This is a genomic window from Micromonospora sp. NPDC007208 (assembly GCF_042869175.1).
In the GTDB taxonomy this organism is placed as follows: Bacteria; Actinomycetota; Actinomycetes; order Mycobacteriales; family Micromonosporaceae; genus Micromonospora; species Micromonospora foliorum.
Window position 1 is genome coordinate 521,732 of the sequence record NZ_JBIAFG010000001.1, and the last position, 19,354, is coordinate 541,085.

A 19,354-nucleotide genomic window follows, 5' to 3' on the forward strand; every position below is an offset into this window, starting at 1 on the left:
TGGGGATCACGGCGCTGGAACAGTGAGTGTCCACTCCTTGAAGAGACGGAGATCGCTGGAGAGGATGAGTTGCGAAGCGCGGAAGCAGCCCTCTTGGTCTACCTCAATTTCGACGGTGGTGCCGGCCTTGTGAAACTCGGGCATCAGACCCAACCACGTGTCGCCCGAGAGGGGGTCCCGGTTCGTCTTGTCTGGTGTCGCCGGATAGAGCGGCCGGAATACGATGGCGTCAACGATGTCGCCGCAGTAGTCCATGAAGCTCAGGGCGTCCGGCAGGGTCTCGACTCCGCCTCGGATGATCGGAACCGAGAGCCTGATGCGTCGGAAACCGTGGTCTCGCGCTCGCCCGACGACAACTCTGATGTCCTCGCTTCCCTGACGAAGCCGCATGAGCTGCTGGTTCTGTTCAGGGTCGATCGAGCAGCGCGAGATATTGAGCTCGTCCACGTGCGTGCCCACCGGCAGCCTTGCTCCGTTGCTGTAGAGCTTGATCATCGCGCCGGTTCCCTGCAGGCTGGCGAGGATTCCAGCGAGCCGCGGGTGAAGGGTGGGTTCTCCTCCGCCGGTGACCTCGAAGCGCGTCACGCCAGCGCTGACGAGAGTGGACGCGATCGGGGCAAGGTTCGACTCGTCCATCACCTCGATCTCGTTCTTGGGATTGTAGACCTCGGTCGCACAAAACACGCATGCCGCATTGCACACCTTCGCCACGGGGATCACGTAACACTTGCCGAGTGCCGCCTCGACGTACTCGCTGAGACTCGCGTCCTGATCCGGGGCTCTCGAAATGGTCAGGTTGGCCATCGCATCCGCACCTTCCTAAGCCTTTTCCTCAATGCGGGATATGGAGTCGGGCGGCAGGGCGAGGATCAAGTTCCCCCTGTCCGCGATGTGCCTGGTCATATCGAGGTTCCGATTGCGTGTGTTGGGGTCGGCTTCCATCTCGGCCAGAGTCAGCCACGAGAACTCACGCCCATTACGTGCGAAAGACCGCTCGAAGATGTAGCCCGGGATCTCGTCGTCGAGGTTGACGGCGTAGAAGCTGAACCGGTAGACGGTGCCCTGCCTGTAGAACTCGGAGTGCTTCCTGGACCTCAGGTCCGCGCCCGCAATGTAGTTGCTGTGCACGGAACTGGCCGGAACGCCGAGATGTGACGCGACGAAGTCGCAGAGCAAGGGGTCGTCAATCTCCTGGAGCTTGACATCAACTACGTTGTAGTGCGGCAGCAGGTAACAGTCCCAGAGTTGGTCGTGGTACACGAGCACCCGGTAGTCGTGATCCGCTCCTCGAACCTTCAGCACACAGATCGCTCGGAACTCCCTCGCGATCTCGGCGCTCTGCACGATCTCGTTGATCACTGACTCAAGGCGAGGACGTCGGAGGTACCCGACGAAGCCGTATGCCGACCGTGCGGTAGCCCACGAGGCAGCGATGATGTACATGATCTGCCACTGGTAGCCGGTGAGGCCGAGACGTGTCCCCTGGGTCGGGAAATCGGTAACGGCCAAGCTCAGCCACAGTGACGCCGCTGCACCGGCGTAAATCGTCCATGCGCCCGCCTTCTCCGCCCGCATCGTAAAGTTGAAGAGGATGAGTCGAAGCCGGTCGAATGCGATGGAAATTGTTTCTGGCACGCCGTCGCCGCTCTGCGGCTCGGAGGGTTGCTCATTCCGCTTGCGCAGCCACTTGCGGATCATCTCGCCTCCTCGACCCTCATCAGCAACTGTTCGAGTTCGGTGACGAGGCTTGAAAGCCTGCCGGTGTTCGAGACCTCGAAGGTGCAGTCTTCTCGGGCGATCAGGGCGTCGTGCGGATTTGTGGTCCGGCGGGGCGGAGTTACATCGCCGCGTGACGCCAAGCGGTCCCCGTCCACCCAGACGAGCACGAACTTGAGCCGCTCCAGCACCGATAGCATGGCGGCCCGTCCGTCGTCGTTGATTACCGGGCGATCACCGCATGCCTTGACCCTCTGTTCGAAGTCGACCTCCAGAAAGTCCTTACTTCTGGAGGCCAGCAGGTCGCGTACAGCCTGCAGAAACTCCCCATCTTGTCGTCCCGTCAGGCTCGGTGGGGTAAGACCAAGCCTCGTGTAGAGATAGTTCTCGACCTCACGCAAAGGCGCGGCGACCGAGACGATTGCCGCGGATGGCATGAGCCGTTGTAGCAACAATGCGGAAGTCGACTTACCGGCGCCAGGCGGTCCGACCAGAGCGATTCTTGGCGCGGGGCGCTCAGTGTGGTTGGTCAACATATGGCCCTGCCCGCTGAGAGGTGTCGAGATGGGGCTATGCGTTAGAGCTGAAGAACGACTTGGCAGTACGAGTGGTCGGCCTGCGTCGGCAGGACTTCTTGTGCCGCCAGCGCGAAGGCGCTGTCGTAGAGCACATAGTCCTGTTGGATGCCTTTGGGGATGGTCGGTGCTGTGAAAGCGTTGACGTACAGGTCGGGCGCCAGCACTGCGGGCAGGAGTTCGTCGATGGGCTCATGGTTGAGATCGATCGTGGCGACCGTCCGGCGGGTGGACCGGAGTGCCAACAGCCTGTCCGAAAACTCACGCCACATCGGCTCGAAGCGCGCCTCGGTCGGGCTGGCGTTGAAGTAGTGGAGCGGGAAGCAGTGAGCGTTCACCAGGCTGACGTCCTCGCCATCGACGCTCACGGCACATGTAGCGTAGCCTTTGTCGAAAAGAACCCACTCATTACCGCCGGGGCCGGTGGCGGAGAGGTTGGGGTTTGGGAACTGGGTATATGTAACGTCGCTAATTGGGTACTTCGACAGAATCCCGAGTGCCAGGTGTGCGTCTGATCCGAGGTGGGACGGGCTGATCGGGACGCTGTGCGTGAACTCGTACCCTGCCTCGCGCGCGATCTCTGCCGTCTGGCTCTCCTTCGCCCCCAAGTAGTCGTGTGCCTCCTGTAGGCAAAGGATATCGGGATCGTGGCGACGAATCAGGTCGATATGGTACGTGAGTTCTTCCTCGCCGTTCTCCTGATGCGACTCGCCCAGAATTCCGGCGCCAATGTTCCATGTTGCGACTCGGAGCTGTGCCATACGTTGCCGTCCCCATTTGCTGATGCTGCGAGCGATTAACCGAAGTCACTAGAACAATAACGTCTTTGTCCGCACCAGCCTCATCAGTTGCGACAGGGCATGCGGTTCGAAATGAGGTTTCACAAGTCAGACTCGCCGCATTTCCTCCCTGTCCCTTCAGTCACTGCGAGGCTCACCGCACCATATCGGCGGTAGAGAGCCGTCTCGTATCAACTGTCCCATACGGTGTCAATAGAGTGATCATGGCTTGCCGTGCCGTTCGGCCGAATCGCTCTATGCATCCGGGGCGGGCGTGAGGCCAGGCGTCGGAGTGGGCCGTCGAGGCGTACCGGACGGCTGTCGCCCTAACGGACAACGCGGCCGAACGGGCCTTTCTCACCGCACGCGCGACGGCCCTGGCGACGCCCTGAGGGGGCGTTTGCCGCAAGGGCGGCCGGGAACCCGAGCCACCGGCCGCAGCAGGGATGGGGAGGGGCCATGGCGTACCGTCCGACCGTCGTCGACACCGCGCCCGACCTGTCCACTCTCACGCTCGGCGTGGAGGAGGAGTTCCTGCTGCTCGACCCGGAGAGCGGCCGGAACCTGCCGGTGGCCGACCAGGTGCTCGCCGCGCTGCGCGGCCCCGCCCGGGACCAGAGCCGCCAGGAGTTCCGGCACAGCATGGTCGAGATGGTCACCCCGGTCTGCGCCGACCTCACCGAACTGCGCGCGCACCTGGTAGCGCTGCGCCGCTCCGCCGCCGAGGCCGCCACCGCGGCCGGGGCCCGACTGGTGGCCGTCGGCGCCACCCCGCTGGCCGAACCGCACCGGACGGTCCCCGACGAACCGCGCTACCACGCGATGTCGCGCCGGTACGGACCGGTGGCCCACGACCCGGCGGTGTGCGGCTTTCATGTGCACGTCGGGCTGCCCGACCGGGAACTGGCCGTGCAGGTCTGCAACCACCTGCGGGTGTGGCTGCCCCTGGTGCAGGCGATCACCACCAACTCCCCACTGCACGACGGGTACGACACCGGGCACGCCAGCTGGCGCTCGATGCAACTGGAACGCTGGCCCAGCATCGGACCGACGCCGTACTTCGACTCCGCCGCCGACTACGACCAAACGGTCGACCAGCTGATCGCCGCCGGCATCATGCTCGACGCGGCGATGGTCTACTGGTACGCCCGCCCGTCGTCGGCGTACCCGACGGTGGAGGTGCGGGTCGGTGACGTCTGCACCGAGGTGGACGACGCGGTGTTGGTCGCCGCGCTGGTCCGGTCCCTCGTGGCCACCCTCGTCGACGACGTACGCGCCGGAGTGACCGCCCCGAACGTCCGGGACTGCCTGGTCGCGGCGGCGCACTGGCGGGCCGCCCACGACGGTCTCGACGGCGAGCTGATCGACCTGCGTGCCGGTGGCACCCGGCCCGCCTGGGCGCTCGTCGACGAGTTGATGGCGGTGATCGCCCCGGCCCTGCTGCGACACGGCGACCTCGGGTACGTCCTGGCGCAGTTGGCCCGGCTGCGGCGCGACGGCACCGGCGCGGCCCGGCAGCGGCAGGTGTTGGAGCGAACGGACGACCTCAGCGCCGTCATCGACGACCTGGTTGCCCGCACGGCCGCCGGCTGACCGTTGCGACGGGCCCGGCGGGTCAGCGGATGCCGTGGGTCTGCAGCCACAGCTCCAACAGGCCGAGTTGCCACAGCTTGTTGCTGCCGGCCGCAGCCTCCGCCCGGTCCGGCTCGGCGAGCAGGTGTGCCACGTACTCCGGGCGGAACAGCCTCCGCTCGCGCGCGGCCGGCGCCTGCAACGCCTCGGCGACCAACTCGCGCACCGGGCCGTCCACATTGCGCAGCGCCGGCACCGGGAAGTAGCCCTTGGGTCGGTCGATCACCTCGGCGGGCAGCACCTCCCGGGCGACCTCCTTGAGCACGCCCTTGCCGCCCTGGGCGACCTTGTGCTCCGGCGGGCAGTGCGCGGCCAGGGTGACCAGGTCCTGGTCGAGGAAGGGCGTGCGCACCTCCAGACCCCACGCCATGCTCATGCTGTCCACCCGCTTGACCGGGTCGTCGGGAAGCATCAGGTGGGTGTCCAGGCGCAGCACGGCGTCCAGGGCGGTCTGCGCCCCGGGCGCGGCGAGGTGCCCGGCGAGCAGGTCCCGGCTGGCGTCGTGCTCCAGCGCGTACGCCGGATCGACGATGCGGCGCAGCTCCTCGTGGCCGCGGTCGAAGAACGCGGCGGCGAACGTCTCGGCGGCGCCGTGCCGGGGCGCCTCGACCAGTGGCTGGTGGTAGCCGTAGCCGGCGAACACCTCGTCGGCACCCTGCCCCGACTGGGCCACCTTCACGTGCTGCGCCACCTGCTCGGAGAGCAGGTGGAAGGCGACCACGTCGTGGCTGCCCATCGGTTCGGTCATCGCCAGCACGGACCGTCGGACGGCGGGCACCAGGTCGTCGTCGGCCAGTCGGATCCGGTGATGGTCGGTGTCGTACGCGCGGGCCACCAGGTCCGAGTAGTGGAACTCGTCGCCGGACTCGCCGTCGCGGCTGTCGAAGCCGATGCTGAACGTACGCAGGTGTTGCTGGCCGGCCTCGGCGAGCAGGGCCACGATGAGGCTGGAGTCCAGTCCGCCGGAAAGCAGCACCCCCACCGGCACATCGGCGACCAGGCGTCGGCGTACCGCCGCGCGCAACGCGTCGCCGATCGCGGCCCGCCAGTCGGCGGCGTCCATCCCCGCATCGGCGGGCTCCCGCACGTAGTCGGGTCGCCAGTAGACCTCCTCGCGGCTGCGCCCGTCCGCCTCGATCACCCGCAGGGTGGCCGGCGGCAGCTTGCGTACGCCGCGCAGCACGGTGCGCGGCGCGGGCACGATGGAGTGCCAGGACAGGTAGTGGTGTAGCGCCACCGGGTCGATGCCTGTGTCGACGTCGCCGGCCCGCAGCAGCGCGGGCAGGGTGGAGGCGAACCGGAGCCGCCCCGGTGTCTCGGCGAGGTAGAGCGGTTTGATGCCGAGCCGGTCGCGGGCCAGGATCAGCCGCCGCCGGGCCCGGTCGACCAGCCCGATCGCGAACATGCCGACCAGGTGGTCGACGAAACGTTCACCCCAGTGCGCGTACGCCACCAGGATCACCTCGGTGTCGCTGGTGGAGTGGAAGGCGTACCCGGCGCGGCGCAACTCCTCGCGCAGCTCGGGGTAGTTGTAGATGCAGCCGTTGAAGACCAGCCCCAAGCCCAGGTCGTCGCGGACCATCGGCTGCCCGCCCGCGTCGGACAGGTCGATGATGGTCAGCCTGCGGTGCCCGAGGGTCACCCAGCCGGCGGTGAACAGGCCCTCGTCGTCCGGGCCGCGTGAGCGCATCGCCTCGGTCATCCGGGTGACCGCCGCCGCGTCCGGCGAGCGGCCGTCGAATCGCGCCTCCCCGCTGATCCCGCACATCAGCCGGGCCTCCCGTCACCTCGCCTCCGACCGGTGCCGGCCGGCCCCGCCGACCGGACGGGGCCGCTGGCTACCCGTGGGCGCGTCGGGCAAACCGGTCAGCCGCGCAGGGTGCGCAGGATGCGGGCCAGGTCGGCGCGGTCGGTGTCGTCGAGGTGGCCGAAGAACCGGTCGGCCTCGGCCCGGCGCGCGGCCCGGATGGCGGTGCTGACGTGCTCGCCCTCCTCGGTGAGCGCGACCAGGGTCGCCCGACGGTCGGCCGGGTCGGGTCGGCGCTCGACCAGCCCACGGGTCTGGAGGTCGTCGACGACCTCGGTCGCCGAGCGGGGCGCGATGCGCAGGTGCTCGGCGAGGGTGCCGGGGCGTACCTCGCCGTGCCGGGCCAGCACGCCGAGGGCCCGGGACTGGCTGGGGGTGACATCCCAGGGCGCCAGGGAGTCCCGGGTCTGCCGGCGCAGACGGGACGCCACGGCCCAGAACGTTTCCGCCAGGCTCTCGTCGTCGGCGCTGTCGGCGGTGTGCTCGGTCACCGGAATACGGTAGCAGGAGATGTGGTTGCTACCTCATGATGAGGTAACCTCAGCAATAGTGCCGACGAAAGGTAGTGCCCCCTTGGAACCCACCCCCACGGGCCGCGACCGCGGCCACCGCACCCTCACCGCGGAAGAGAAGACGCAGGCCCGTCAGGTGTCGCTGCGCCGCATCGGCCGCCTGTTCACCCCTCACCGGCCCGCGCTGGCCGCCGTCACCGCGATCATCGTGGTCTCGTCGATCATCGCGATGGCCAGTCCGTTCCTGCTGCGCGCCGTGATCGACCGGGCCCTGCCGCAGGGCGACGTGACGCTGCTGGTCTGGCTGGTCCTCGGCATGGTCGCCGTCGCGGCCGTGACCTCCGCCCTCGGCGTCGTACAGACCTGGATCTCCACCCAGGTCGGCCAGCGGGTCATGCACCGCCTGCGTACCGACGTCTTCAGCCACCTCCAGCGCCAGTCGCTCGGCTTCTTCACCCGCACCCGCACCGGCGAGGTGCAGTCCCGGATCACCAACGACATCGGCGGTATGCAGTCGGTGGTCACCTCCACCGCCACCGCCGTCGCGGCCAACCTCACCACAGTGGTCGCCACCGTGGTCGCCATGGTCGCGCTCTCCTGGCAGCTCTCCCTGGTCTCGCTCGTGGTGCTGCCGCCGGCCATCTGGCTGACCCGTCGGGTCGCCCGGATGCGCCGCGAGATCACCGCCCAGCGGCAACGCGAACTCGCCGACCTCAACGTCACAGTCGAGGAAGGGCTCTCGATCAGCGGCGTACAGCTGGCCAAGACCCTCGGCACCGGCCCCGCGCTGATCGACCGGTTCACCGCCTCCTCGGCCCGACTGGTCGACCTGGAGCTGCGCAGTGAGCTGGCCGGCCGCTGGCGGATGGCCTCGATGAGCATCATCTTCGCCGCCGTACCGGCGGTCATCTACCTCGCCGCCGGGCTGCCCGGCACCGCCGGCACGCTGAGCATCGGCACCCTGGTGGCCTTCACCGCCCTGCAGGGCGGCCTGTTCCGACCGCTGATGGGGCTGCTCAACGTGGGTGTCTCGCTCACCGCGTCGCTGGCGCTCTTCGCCCGGATCTTCGAATACCTGGACCTGCCGGTCGACGTGGCCGACCCCGCCGAGCCGGTCCGCCTCGACCCCGCCCGGGTGCGCGGCCACCTGCGCCTGGAGGACGTCACCTTCGGCTACCCGGGCAGCGACACCGCCGCCCTGGCCGGGATCACCCTCGACGTGCCCGCCGGCACCAGCCTCGCCCTGGTCGGCGAGACCGGCTCCGGCAAGAGCACCCTCGCCGGGCTGGTCAGCCGGCTGCACGACCCGACCGCCGGCCGGATCACCATCGACGGCGTCGACCTGCGCGACCTGCGCCTGGCCGACCTGGCCGCGATCGTCGGCGTGGTCAGCCAGGAGACGTACCTGTTGCACACCACCGTCCGGGAGAACCTGCGCTACGCCCGGCCGGAGGCCACCGACACCGAGATCGAGGACGCCGCCCGCGCCGCCCAGATCCACGACCTCATCGCCGGGCTGCCCGACGGGTACGACACCATGGTCGGCTCCCGCGGCCACCGGTTCTCCGGCGGTGAGAAGCAACGCCTCGCCATCGCCCGGACGCTGCTGCGCGACCCGCGCATCCTGGTCCTCGACGAGGCCACCAGCGCGCTGGACACCGAGACCGAACGCGCCGTACAGCGGGCCTTCGACGTGCTCGCCCAGGGGCGCACCACGATCACCATCGCGCACCGGCTCTCCACGGTCCGCGACGCCGACCAGATCGCCGTGCTCGACCACGGTCGGATCGTCGAGGCCGGCACCCACGACAGCCTGCTGGACCGAAACGGCCGCTACGCCACGCTGGCGGCCTGAGCTCCCGGCTCTCACAACCGTCTCGAAATAGTCCCGGAACTGTCTCGTTATGGTGCGGTCAGGTGGCGGTAGACGGTCGCCCGCGAGACACCCAACGAGGCGGCGATGGCGTCCACCGAGTGGGTGCCCGCCGCGTGCATCCGCCGGGCCGCCTCGACCTGCTCCCGACCCAGCGCGGGCGGCCGTCCCGGCCTCCGACGCCGACTCGCCGCCCCGCTAGCCGCTCCCCGTGGCGTCGTCGAGGTCGCGTTAGCCGGGGCCGCGTCCCCCGCGATCGCCCCGGGCGGGGCTTGCCGCGGGGTCGTGCGGGCCCCGGCCGGGGTGTCCGCCTGGGCCCTGGCCGTGGCGTCCATTCGCGATCCGGCCGCGTCGTCCGCGTGCGGCCCCGCCCCGGCGTCCGTGGGCAGCGGGGCCAGCAGTCGGCGTACGCCGTCGAGCATGTCGGCACGCAGCACCTCGTCGGACACGTCGGTGAAGAAGACGATCGGATCGCTGCACGCGCCCACCGCCTGCATCGCGAGGACCCGCTCGCGACGCCCGGCGTCCGGACCGGCGATGAGGTCGTTGGCCCGCATCGCGATCTCCATCAGGCGGTGGTACGTGTCGCCCCGGCCGATAAGCGCGATGTCGTGGAAGAGCATGCCGAGCGGCCGGCGATGGGCGAGCATGATGTCCACCCAGCCCTCCAGCACCGTCCACCGGGCCAACCCGGCGGGCTGTGTCTGGGCCGCGTCGAGCAGCGCCTCCAGGTCCGCCACCAACGGCTCGACCAGGGCGGCGAGCAGGTGCTCTTTCGCCGGGAAGTGGTACAGGATCGCGGTCTTGGTGAGCCGCAGCCGCTCGCCGATCTGGCGCAGCGAGGTGCGCTGGTAGCCGTGTTCGGCGAACAGGTCGAGCGCGGCGCGCAGGATCCGGGTGCGGGTGTCGTCCGCGGGATCGGCGGTCATGCCGGCCAGCCTAGCGACGTCCTGACCGGTGGGCACCATCACCGTTGATTCGACTGACCAACGGTCAGTACAGTGGTGACGGTCGACGCAGCCAACGGCAGGAGGGGCCATGCCCGTCATCTCGATCGGCAACCTGGTCAAGACGTTCGGCGCCATCCGAGCACTCGACGGGCTGGACCTGCACGTCGAGCAGGGGGAGGTGCACGGCTTCCTCGGTCCCAACGGCTCCGGAAAGTCCACCACCATCCGGATCCTGCTCGGGTTGCTCCGCCGCGACTCCGGTGACGCCCAGGTGCTCGGCGCCGACCCGTGGCGTGACGCGGTCCGCCTGCACCGCCGGCTGGCGTACGTGCCGGGCGACGTCAGTCTCTGGCCCAACCTCACCGGCGGGGAAGCCATCGACCTGCTCGGTCAGCTACGCGGCGGCCTCGACCGGCGCCGCCGCGACGAGCTGCTGCACCGCTTCGACCTGGACCCGACCCGCCGCTGTCGCACGTACTCCAAGGGCAACCGGCAGAAGGTCGCCATCGTCGCCGCGTTCTCCTCCCCGGTGGAGCTGTACGTGCTCGACGAGCCGACCTCCGGCCTCGACCCGCTCATGGAGGCGGTGTTCCAGGACGAGGTCCGACGGGTCAAGCAGGCCGGCGCCACCGTGCTGCTCTCCAGCCACGTGCTCGCCGAGGTCGAGGCGCTCTGCGACCGGGTCAGCATCATCCGCGAGGGCCGTACCGTCGAGTCCGGCACCCTCGCCGAGCTGCGCCACCTCACCCGCACGGCGGTGACCGTGGAGACCGCCCGCCCGGTCACCGGGCTGGACGCGCTGCCCGGCGTGCACGACGTACACGAGGTCGACGGCCGTACCCACCTGGAGGTCGAGCCCGCCCACCTCGACGAGCTGCTCGGCCAGCTCATCCGCTTCGGTGTCCGCGCGCTGACCAGCACGCCACCGACCCTGGAGCAGCTCTTCCTGCGCCATTACGGCGACGACCCCGCGGACGCTCCTGCCGCCGGCGCCACGGGCGCTCCTGCCTCGGACGTTCCCCCCGCTGGCGCCGCGGACGCCGGCGCGCACGTTGACGCCCCGCAGGGTGGTGTCCGGTGAGTGCCCTCACCGGCACGACCCGGCTGGCCCGGCTCGTGCTGCGCCGCGACCGGATCCGCCTCGCCATCTGGATCCTCGGCACGCCCCTGCTCGGCTACGCCCTCGCCGGCAGCGTCGCCGGCATCTACCCCGACCAGGAGGCCCGGCTGGGCTACGCCACCACCTCGGCGTCCAGCCTGGTCGCCCGCGCGTTCAACGGCCCCATCCACGGCACCGACCTCGGCGCCGTGGTGGTCGCCGAGACGTACGTGACGCTGGCCCTGATCGTCGCGCTGCTGAGCACCTTCGCGGTGACCCGGCACACCCGCCAGAACGAGGAGACGGGCCGCGCCGAACTGCTCGGCGCCTCCGTGGTCGGCCGGTACGCGCAGCTCACCGCCGCGCTGCTCGTCATCGTCGCGGCGAACACCCTGGCCGCCGTGCTGCTCGCCTTCGCGCTGATCGGTGCCGGTCTGCCGCTCGCCGGCTCCGTCGCGGCAGCGGCCGCGATCGGCGGCGTCGGGGTCGCCTTCACCGCGATCGCCGCGGTCACCGCCCAGCTCTCCGTCACCTCGCGCGGCGCCAACGCGCTCGCCGCCGCCACCGTCGGGCTCTCCTTCGTGCTGCGCGCCGCCGGCGACGTGCTCGGCGAACAGAGCGCCGACGGCACCCGCGTGCGGAGCGCCTGGCCGTCGTGGATCTCCCCGCTCGGCTGGGGCAACCAGGTACGAGCCTTCGACGGTGAACGCTGGTGGGTGCTCGCCCTGCCCGTCGCGCTGCTGCTCGCCGGGGTGGTGCTGGCGTACGCCCTCGCCGAACGACGCGACCAGGGCGCCGGGCTGATCGCACCCCGACGCGGCCCGGCCACCGGCGCGCCACGGCTGCTCAGCCCCACCGGCCTGGCCTGGCGGATGCAGCGCGGAACGCTGCTCGGCTGGGCCGTCGGGGTGGCCGTGCTCGGCCTCTCCATGGGCGTCGCCGCCGACGAGTTCGACGACATGATCGACGCGAACCCGGCCGCCGCCGAAGCGATCAACGCGATGGGTGGCGGAGCCGACCTGATCAACGCGTACCTGGCCGCGATGCTCGGTCTCTTCGCCTTGACCATCGGGGCGTACGTCGTGCAGGCCCTCCTCCGCGTACGCGGCGACGAAGCCGACGGGGTGTTGGAGGCCGCCCTCGCCACGGCGGTCAGCCGCACCCGCTGGCTCGGCACCCAGGTGCTCGCCGCCACGCTCGGCGCGGTCGCCCTGCTGCTCCTCGCCGGCGTGACCACCGGCCTCGGCTACGGCATCGTCACCGGCGACCCGCTCGGCCAAGCCGTCGAGCTGGGCGGTGCCGCGCTGCTACGCCTGCCCGCCCTGCTCGTGGTCGCCGGGGTGGTGACCGCGATCTTCGGGCTGCTGCCCCGCTGGTCGGTGGTGCTGTCCTGGACGGCGCTGCTGGTCTTCCTGCTCCTCGGGCAGCTCGGCGCGGTACTGGAACTGCCCCAGGCCGCGCTCAACGTCTCGCCGTACACCCATGTGCCGGCCGTGCCCGCGGTCGACCCGGCGGCGCTTCCCCTGGTGGTGCTGGCGGCGGTGGCCGCGGCCCTGCTCGCCGTCGGCGTGGCCGCCTTCCGCCACCGCGACGTCCCGTCCTGACCCACGGGGCGGCGTCCTGATGATCGCTGGCAGCTGGGCGACTCGACACGCCGACGCCACCCCCGCTGAACTGCCACCGATCACTCGGGCCGGGGTCGGGCAGTCAGCGGGTGTGGGCCGGGGCGGACGGGGTTGCCCGGGGCTGGCAGCCTCGGCGGCTGACGGGTACCGGACACCATGGACGGCTGGGCAGACGGTTTGTCGGACGCTGCCGCGACACTGGGATTTCCTCGACCGGGAGGTGCCTCGTGCCGTACGTCAGGTCACACACGAGAAAGGGTGGCGCGCGAGTTCGGGCGCACTACCGGAGGCGGCGTGGCGGCAGTGTTCGCCGCAGATCGACGGTCCGCCGCGTGGCCGGTGGCGGCAGATCTGCCAACGGCTGGGCTCTGGTGCTGTGTGCCGTCGTCGGGTTCGTGCTCCTCCGCATCGTCATCGACTTCGTGCAGCGGCACCCATACTGGTCCGCTCTCCTGGTGAGTCTCGTCGTCGTGGGCGCGGCCGCGGTCGGTCTTTTCGTGTCGAAGCAGCGTGCCCGCGAGCGGGCCGACCAAGCCCAGCGGGACAGGCTGATCGCGGTGACCGACACGATGAGCGGACCCGAGTTCGAGCAGTGGTTCGCCCGGATCCTGGCCGCGTCCGGGTTCCGCAACGTGACTGTGTGTGGCGGCCCCGGCGACCGGGGAGCGGACGTCCTGGCGATCGCCCCCGACGGCCGACGCGTCGTGGTGCAGTGCAAGCGGCAGAGCGTCAGCAACCGGGTGGGCAGTGCCGCGATCCAGCGGTTCGCCGGCACCTGCCGGGACATCCACGGTGGCGAGATCTGCATGCTCGTGACGAACAGCTTCTTCACCGCTGGCGACGGCATTCAGATAGCCCGGCAGCTCAACATCACGCTCATCGACCGGCACGCGCTGGAGATGTGGGCGTGGACGGGACAACCCACTCCTGCGTGAAATTCGGTGGTCAGGAGGCTGTTAGCGGTCTACCGTGGCCCGCCGTGCTCTCAAACGAACAGATCATCGGACAGGCCCTGGATCGGATCGACGCCGGGTACGTCTTTCCGGAGAAGGTCGCGGACATCGACGCCGCGATCCGGCGTCGTCTCGCGGCAGGCGAGTACGACGACCTCGACGGGCCGCTGCTCTGCGAGACGGTGACCACTCACCTTCAGCAAGTCTGCCCGGACAAGCATCTGCGGCTGCTGTGGTCGGACCAGCCGCAGTCGCTGGAGCCAGCCGACGAAGACGGAGGACGGGCCGCATTCCTCGCGCTGCTCAAAGCGGAAAACCAGGGGATCCGCCGTGTCGAGCACCTGGACGGGAACGTCGGGCTCCTCGACGTGCGGCGCATCGCGTACGCCGATGAGGGCGCCGCAGCGATCGGCGCGGCCATGCAACTGGTCGCTCTCAGCTCCGCGCTCATCCTGGACCTGCGTGCCTGCTCTGGCGGAGCACCGGAGGGAGCCGCGATGTGGTGCAGCTACTTCTTCCGCGACGACCAGGTCCATCTCAACGACTTCTACGAGCGGTCCACCGGTGCCACCCGCCAGTTCTGGACGACCGCCCACCTTCCCGCGCCGCGCTACGTGGACCGCCCGGTCCACGTGCTCACCAGCGCGATGACGTTCTCCGGGGGAGAGGACGTGGCGTACACCCTTCAAGCGCACGGCCGGGCCGTCGTCGTCGGTGAGACGACACGTGGCGGCGCGCATCCGACGGCCCGCCACCCGGTCACCGAACACATCCTCGTGACCGTGCCGACCGCCCGGACCATCAACAGCGTCACCGGCACCAACTGGGAAGGCGTCGGAGTGGTCCCCGGCGTACCCGTCCCGGCGGACCAGGCACTCGACACGGCCCTCAAGGCCATTTCGGGCGCGTAGGCGCGGCTGCGTCGGCGGCCGTTGGCCCGACCGCGGGACTCAGGTCGACCCGAGCCCCGTATGGCGGCACAGACCGACGAGCTTTGACGGGCGCCTACCACATTCGACGGCGGGCGGAACGGCTGTCCACAGGTGCCTCCGCTGTCCACAGCAGCCCACGCGAGGCCGGCGCTCGACGGCAGGGTGAGCCGGTGGACGCGCGGATACGATCCCTTCTCGTCCGCGGCGATGGGCTGACCACTCGACGGGACATGCTGCGGGCGGCCCCGGCCTGGACGATCCAGACCGCCCGGCGGGCGAACCGGCTGATACGACTGTTGCCCGGGGTCTACGGCGACGCCGTGCTGATCTGTGACGCCAACGCCGACCTGCCGTCGCTGGCCCGCGTCGAGCGGGACGTTGCCCGACGCGCTGCGCTGGCGTACGCCGACGGGCGCGGGGCGCTGAGTCGGCTGACCGCGCTCGACGTGTGGGGCCTGCGCCGCCAGTCACCGGGGGAGCCGGTGTATCTCGACCTGCCGCAGGGGTCAGGCCTGCGTGATCGACCGCATCTCGTCGTCGCCCATCGCGCCGGCTTCGTGGTCGCGCCGCCGCAGGTGGTGACACGGGGAGGACTGCCGGTCACCAGGCTCGACCGAACCCTGGTGGACTGTTGGCCGCTGTTGCCGCCGGTCGACCGATTGAGCCTGCTCATTCGTGCGGTCAACGATCGGCTGACCACACCTCAGCGCCTCGCCGCCGCGTCTGCAGAGGTGCCCCGGCTGCCCGACCGTGGGGCACTGTGCGGCTTGTTGGACCGGCTTGCCGCTGGTTGCCGCAGTCCGTTGGAGGTCTGGGGCCACGACCACGCCTTCACCGGACCGGGAATGCCGACGTTCATTCGGCAGGCGCGGATGCGGGTGGGCGCCCGAACGATCTATCTCGACATGTTCGCCGAGGCGGAACGGGTGAACATCGAGCTGGACGGCGCGACCAGCCACGGCGACTCGGCCGAACGCGAGATCGACCTCCGCCGCGATGCCCTGCTGGCCACCGTCGGCATCCTCGTTGTCCGCTTCAGCCACCGCCGCCTCACCAAGGATCCGGCCCAGGTCCGCCAGGAGACTCTGGCCATTCTCGCCAACCGCGCCCGCTCCACCCCATGATCAAGTGATGAGAAATAGGTCTCAGCGGCCCCCCACACCTACTTTTCATCACTTGATCATGGGATGAGAGGGGCGCAGCGGGGAGTTATTCGGGGGTGGGCGGGGCGGGGGTGGGATGGGTCTGTTGTGGGGGGATTCTGGGGGCTGGTGCGGGGTTGGCGTGGCGGTGGAGGAGTTCGGCGATCCATCGTGCGGCTTCTCTTTGCGTGGCCAGCATGTGGTCGCGCGCGTCGGCCAGGTCGTGGTCGTCGGTGTGGTCATTCAGGATCGTCGCCCACTGGCGGCTCAGCTCCTCGGCGTACCGGGCCCTTCGGATCTGCTCGTCGAACTGGTATTCCAGCTTGACGAGGCGGTCGACGTGTGGCTGGAGCGCCGGCATGATCCGCTCGTCGAGTCGTACGGCGGCGTCGGGGCGGCAGGTGAGCGTGATGTCGCCCCGCTGGTAGTGCCACAGGGGATCCTCGGCAAGTGCCCGCTGCAACGCCACCTCCAGGTCACCGGCCCGGTGCGGGGGCAGGTCCCGGGCGGCGTCCGCGGCGAGCCGGGTCAGCCGCTGGATCGCGTTCGGTTGGAAGTACTGCACGTACCAGCTCAGCACCTCCGACCGCAGGCTGGCCGGTGACGACCAGGCGAACGTGGCGCGGATGTAGAACGAGTACACGTACCCGCGTGCCGGGACGGCGATCAGCCGGGGCGCGTCGCGTTGTTCGACGAGTGGACCGGACGGTGACGGCGCGGCGGCGGAGCCGACGGGCGCCTCGTCCTGGAGCGCGGCGACCAGCCGATCCCAGCTCCGTGCCCACCACCGCCAGCCGCGCACACCGGTGTCGCGGGCGATGGTCAAGCCTCGTACGCCCCGCTGTCGCCACTGGTCCGCGGGCCTCGGCCTCCCGTCGGGGGCGTCCGTCATGGCACCCCTCCACGGTTACGGATCCGCGTTTCACGCTAACAACCGGTGACCGATCTGCCGGCCGCCACGCCGGCACCAGGTAAACCGCATACCGACACGAACCAGACCACGCGCCGACGGCCGAGCCGGTCCGACATCACGCCGTCGCCTGGTGATCGTCCGGGCGTCGTGTGGCGGCCAGCCGTGGGCGACATCCTGCCCGGGTGCGCACACTGCCGACCGTCGTCGCGTACCGGCTGCTCGGGGGAGTCGGTGCCACACTGCTGTCCGGCGCCGGCCTGGCCGCCGGTGCGCTCCCCGTGGGCGCGCACGCCGCCTGGTGGAGCGCGCTGCGGCAGCTCGCCGGGCCGGGTCTGCTCTGCGGGTACGCCGGCCTGACCCTGCTCGTGGCCGCCTGGTGGTGGGCGGGCCGGCACCCGCACGCACCCGAGGAGATGGTCGACCGGCGGTCCGCCGCGCTCACCCTGCTCTGCTGGGCGGGGCCGTTGCTGGTGGCGCCGCCGCTGTTCAGCCGGGACGCGTACAGCTACCTGGCGCAGGGCGCGATGGTCCTCGCCGACATCGACGTGTACCGGCACGGGGTGGCCCAGTTGGGCGGCGCGTTGGCCGGTGAGGTGCCGCAGATGTGGCAGCAGACCCCCGCGCCGTACGGGCCGGTGTTCCTCGCGGTGGCGGCCGTGGTCAGCGAAGTGACCGGCGGCAAGCTAGTGCTCGGCGTGCTCGGTCTGCGTCTGGTGGCGCTGGCCGGGGTGGCGCTGCTGGTGGCGTACCTGCCCAGGGTGGCCCGGCACTGCGGTGTCGACCCGGCCGCCGCGCTCTGGCTGGGCGTGCTCAACCCGCTCGTACCGTTGCACCTCATCGCGGGCGCGCACAACGAGGCGGTGATGCTGGGGCTGCTGGTGGCCGGGCTGAGTCTCGCCTTCGAGCACCGCTACGGCGCGGCCACCGTGCTGGTCACCCTCGCCGCGCTGGTCAAGGTGCCGGCGGTGGTCGGGCTGCTGGTGGTCGCGTCGCTCGCCGCGCGCCACCGCGGGCTGCCGACCTCGGTGGCCCGCACCGCCGGGTTCGCGCTGGGCACCGCGGCCGTGGTCACCTGGGCCACCGGCATCGGGTACGGGTGGGTCGGCGCGCTCGGCACACCGATGTACCGGCACAGCTGGTCGATCTCCAGCGCGCTGGGTCGGTTGGCGGTGCGCGCGGCCGGGCGGTTCGGTCTGCACCTGGGCGACGCGCCGATGCGGCTCTGCCTCGCGTTGGGCGTGGCCGCCGTACTGGTCGTGGCGGTGGGCGTGTGGTGGCATCGGCGGCGGCTCGGCCCGGCGTACGCGCTGGGTCTGGTGTTGGTGGCGGCGGCGCTGCTCGGCCCGGTGACCCGGCCCTGGTACGCGCTCTGGGGTCTGGTGCTGATCGCGGCGGCGGCGCACGGGCGGGCCCGGCCGGCGGCGGCGCTGGGTGCGGTGGTGCTCGCGTTCGTGGCGCTGCCCAGTGGCTTCGGACCGGACGCGGCGCAGGCGGTGCTGGCCGCCGCCGGGGTGCTGGTGGGGCTGCTCGCGGTCGGTTCGCTGCGGCTGCTGGTGCCGCGCGCCCAGGTGGAGGTGGCCCGATGAACACGGGTCGGCGGCAGGTGGTGACCGTACTCGCCGTGGTCACCGTGCTCACGGTGGCGATCGCGGTGCTGCCCGGGCATCGGGGCTGGTTCGACGTCGGCGTCTACCACGGCGCGGTCGGGCACTGGGTGCGCGGCGGCGACCTGTACGAGTGGACGACCGGCAACGGGTACGGGTTCACCTATCCGCCGTTCGCCGCGGTGACCATGCTGCCGATGGCCGCGCTGGCCTGGTACCCGACGATCGTGGCGAACCTGCTGCTCACCGCGCTGGCCGTCGCGTTCCTGCTGCACCTGCTGGTGGACCCGGTGGCCCGGCGGCACGGGTGGACCCGCTGGTACGCGCTCACGCTGGCCTGCTGTCTGCTGGCCGGGCTCAACCCGGTGAGGGACACGGTCAGCTTCGGGCAGGTCAACCTGTTGCTGGTGGCGCTGGTCTACCTGGACCTGTGGTTGCTGGAACGGGGCAGTCGGCTGGCCGGCGTGGGGGTGGGGCTGGCCGCCGCCGTCAAGCTCACCCCGGCGATCTTCATCGGGTATCTGCTGGTCACCGGGCGCTGGCGGGCCGCCGCCACGGCCATCGGCACCGCCGTCGGCGCCACAGTGGTCGCGGCGGCGCTCGCGCCGGAGGCCAGCCGCACGTTCTTCGCCGAGGCGCTGTGGGACACCGACCGGGTCGGTGAGTTGGCGTACGTGTCGAACCAGTCGCTGCTCGGTCTGGTCGCCCGGCTCGATCCGGCGCACCCGGACCGGCGGCTGTGGCTGCTGCTGGTCGTCGCCGCGCTGGCGGTGTGGGCGGTACGGGTACGTCGGGCCGTGCGCGACGGCGACGAACGGGCCGGCTTCGCGCTGACCGGTGTCGCCGCGTGCCTGGTCAGCCCGGTCACCTGGGTGCACCACCTGGTGTGGCTGGTACCGGGGCTGGTGGTGCTCGCCGCGTCCGCGCTGCCGTGGCCGCCGGTGGGCGCGACGGCCCGCCGTCGGGCGGGTGCCGGCGTCGCCGGCTACGTCGTGCTGTGCACTGGGCTGGTCTGGGTCTTCGCCAACGGGTCGGCCGGGCCGTGGGGTTTCGTGGGCGCCAACGCCTACGTCTGGGTCAGCATCGGGATGCTCGCGCTGCTCCCGATCGGGCGCGCCGAGACAGATGATCATCCGGGATTCACCGAGCATTGTGGAGCAGTTGGGGTGCCGAGGGGTGTTGCCGTCGACCGGCAGCGGTGAGACTGGGTCCGGTCCGACAATCACGCGGATCGATCGATCG

General features: G+C 70.5%; 17 protein-coding genes. 9 read left to right on the forward strand and 8 right to left on the reverse strand.

Going from position 1 to position 19,354, the window contains the following annotated elements; genetic code table 11:
• Window positions 1-6 precede the first annotated feature (6 nt).
• The 4 genes from ACFYL6_RS02165 to ACFYL6_RS02180 all read right to left on the reverse strand — a co-directional run bounded on the left by ACFYL6_RS02165 (window position 7) and on the right by ACFYL6_RS02180 (window position 3,052).
• Window positions 7-804 carry a radical SAM protein gene (locus tag ACFYL6_RS02165; protein WP_387166257.1) on the reverse strand — a complete coding sequence of 266 codons (798 nt, stop codon included), beginning with the start codon at window positions 802-804 and terminating at the stop codon, window positions 7-9.
• A 15-nt stretch (window positions 805-819) separates the two neighbouring features.
• Window positions 820-1,698, reverse strand: coding sequence for a hypothetical protein (locus ACFYL6_RS02170; protein WP_387166259.1), 879 nt, complete (start codon window positions 1,696-1,698; stop codon window positions 820-822).
• Window positions 1,695-2,153, reverse strand: a complete 459-nt coding sequence (locus ACFYL6_RS02175) for a hypothetical protein (RefSeq protein ID WP_387166261.1) — start codon at window positions 2,151-2,153, stop codon at window positions 1,695-1,697. The genes ACFYL6_RS02170 and ACFYL6_RS02175 overlap by 4 nt, the downstream gene beginning before the upstream one ends.
• A 140-nt stretch (window positions 2,154-2,293) precedes the next feature.
• Window positions 2,294-3,052 (reverse strand): endonuclease/exonuclease/phosphatase family protein, encoded by a 759-nt coding sequence (locus tag ACFYL6_RS02180; RefSeq protein ID WP_387166263.1) that lies wholly within the window; start codon window positions 3,050-3,052, stop codon window positions 2,294-2,296.
• Between the two features lie 477 nt (window positions 3,053-3,529).
• Here ACFYL6_RS02180 and ACFYL6_RS02185 point away from each other — a divergent pair, with 477 nt between their 5' ends.
• Window positions 3,530-4,663 (forward strand): glutamate--cysteine ligase, encoded by a 1,134-nt coding sequence (locus ACFYL6_RS02185; protein ID WP_387166265.1) that lies wholly within the window; start codon window positions 3,530-3,532, stop codon window positions 4,661-4,663.
• A gap of 22 nt (window positions 4,664-4,685) precedes the next feature.
• Here ACFYL6_RS02185 and ACFYL6_RS02190 read toward each other — a convergent pair whose 3' ends face one another.
• Both ACFYL6_RS02190 and ACFYL6_RS02195 read right to left on the reverse strand, forming a co-directional pair.
• Entirely contained in the window at window positions 4,686-6,470 is a 1,785-nt protein-coding gene (locus ACFYL6_RS02190; RefSeq protein WP_387166267.1) for an N-acetylglutaminylglutamine amidotransferase, read from the reverse strand.
• 98 nt (window positions 6,471-6,568) lie between these two features.
• Window positions 6,569-7,000, reverse strand: coding sequence for a MarR family winged helix-turn-helix transcriptional regulator (locus tag ACFYL6_RS02195; protein ID WP_387166269.1), 432 nt, complete (start codon window positions 6,998-7,000; stop codon window positions 6,569-6,571).
• Between the two features lie 82 nt (window positions 7,001-7,082).
• Between ACFYL6_RS02195 and ACFYL6_RS02200 the strand changes: the two genes are divergently transcribed.
• Entirely contained in the window at window positions 7,083-8,876 is a 1,794-nt protein-coding gene (locus ACFYL6_RS02200; RefSeq protein WP_387166271.1) for an ABC transporter ATP-binding protein, read from the forward strand.
• Window positions 8,877-8,923: 47 nt separating this feature from the next.
• Here the strand turns inward: ACFYL6_RS02200 and ACFYL6_RS02205 are convergent, their stop codons facing one another.
• On the reverse strand, window positions 8,924-9,823 hold the full coding sequence (locus tag ACFYL6_RS02205; protein ID WP_387166273.1) for a TetR family transcriptional regulator: 900 nt from the start codon (window positions 9,821-9,823) through the stop codon (window positions 8,924-8,926).
• Window positions 9,824-9,932: 109 nt separating this feature from the next.
• Between ACFYL6_RS02205 and ACFYL6_RS02210 the strand changes: the two genes are divergently transcribed.
• From ACFYL6_RS02210 to ACFYL6_RS02230, 5 genes are all read left to right on the forward strand, one after another.
• Window positions 9,933-10,925 (forward strand): ATP-binding cassette domain-containing protein, encoded by a 993-nt coding sequence (locus ACFYL6_RS02210; protein ID WP_387166275.1) that lies wholly within the window; start codon window positions 9,933-9,935, stop codon window positions 10,923-10,925.
• Window positions 10,922-12,547 (forward strand): ABC transporter permease, encoded by a 1,626-nt coding sequence (locus ACFYL6_RS02215; RefSeq protein WP_387166277.1) that lies wholly within the window; start codon window positions 10,922-10,924, stop codon window positions 12,545-12,547. Before ACFYL6_RS02210 ends, ACFYL6_RS02215 begins: the two co-directional genes overlap by 4 nt.
• A gap of 416 nt (window positions 12,548-12,963) precedes the next feature.
• A complete protein-coding gene (locus tag ACFYL6_RS02220) occupies window positions 12,964-13,503 on the forward strand; it encodes a restriction endonuclease (protein WP_387166279.1) in 540 nt (179 codons plus the stop codon).
• A gap of 44 nt (window positions 13,504-13,547) precedes the next feature.
• On the forward strand, window positions 13,548-14,432 hold the full coding sequence (locus ACFYL6_RS02225) for a S41 family peptidase (protein WP_387166281.1): 885 nt from the start codon (window positions 13,548-13,550) through the stop codon (window positions 14,430-14,432).
• Window positions 14,433-14,623: 191 nt separating this feature from the next.
• A complete protein-coding gene (locus ACFYL6_RS02230) occupies window positions 14,624-15,577 on the forward strand; it encodes a DUF559 domain-containing protein (protein WP_387166283.1) in 954 nt (317 codons plus the stop codon).
• Between the two features lie 85 nt (window positions 15,578-15,662).
• Here ACFYL6_RS02230 and ACFYL6_RS02235 read toward each other — a convergent pair whose 3' ends face one another.
• Window positions 15,663-16,487, reverse strand: a complete 825-nt coding sequence (locus ACFYL6_RS02235) for a hypothetical protein (protein WP_387166285.1) — start codon at window positions 16,485-16,487, stop codon at window positions 15,663-15,665.
• Window positions 16,488-16,690: 203 nt separating this feature from the next.
• Here ACFYL6_RS02235 and mptB point away from each other — a divergent pair, with 203 nt between their 5' ends.
• Complete coding sequence (mptB, locus tag ACFYL6_RS02240; protein WP_387166287.1) at window positions 16,691-18,094, forward strand: polyprenol phosphomannose-dependent alpha 1,6 mannosyltransferase MptB; 1,404 nt, start codon at window positions 16,691-16,693, stop codon at window positions 18,092-18,094.
• Entirely contained in the window at window positions 18,091-19,314 is a 1,224-nt protein-coding gene (locus ACFYL6_RS02245) for a glycosyltransferase 87 family protein (RefSeq protein ID WP_387166289.1), read from the forward strand. Before mptB ends, ACFYL6_RS02245 begins: the two co-directional genes overlap by 4 nt.
• Window positions 19,315-19,354: the final 40 nt, after the last annotated feature.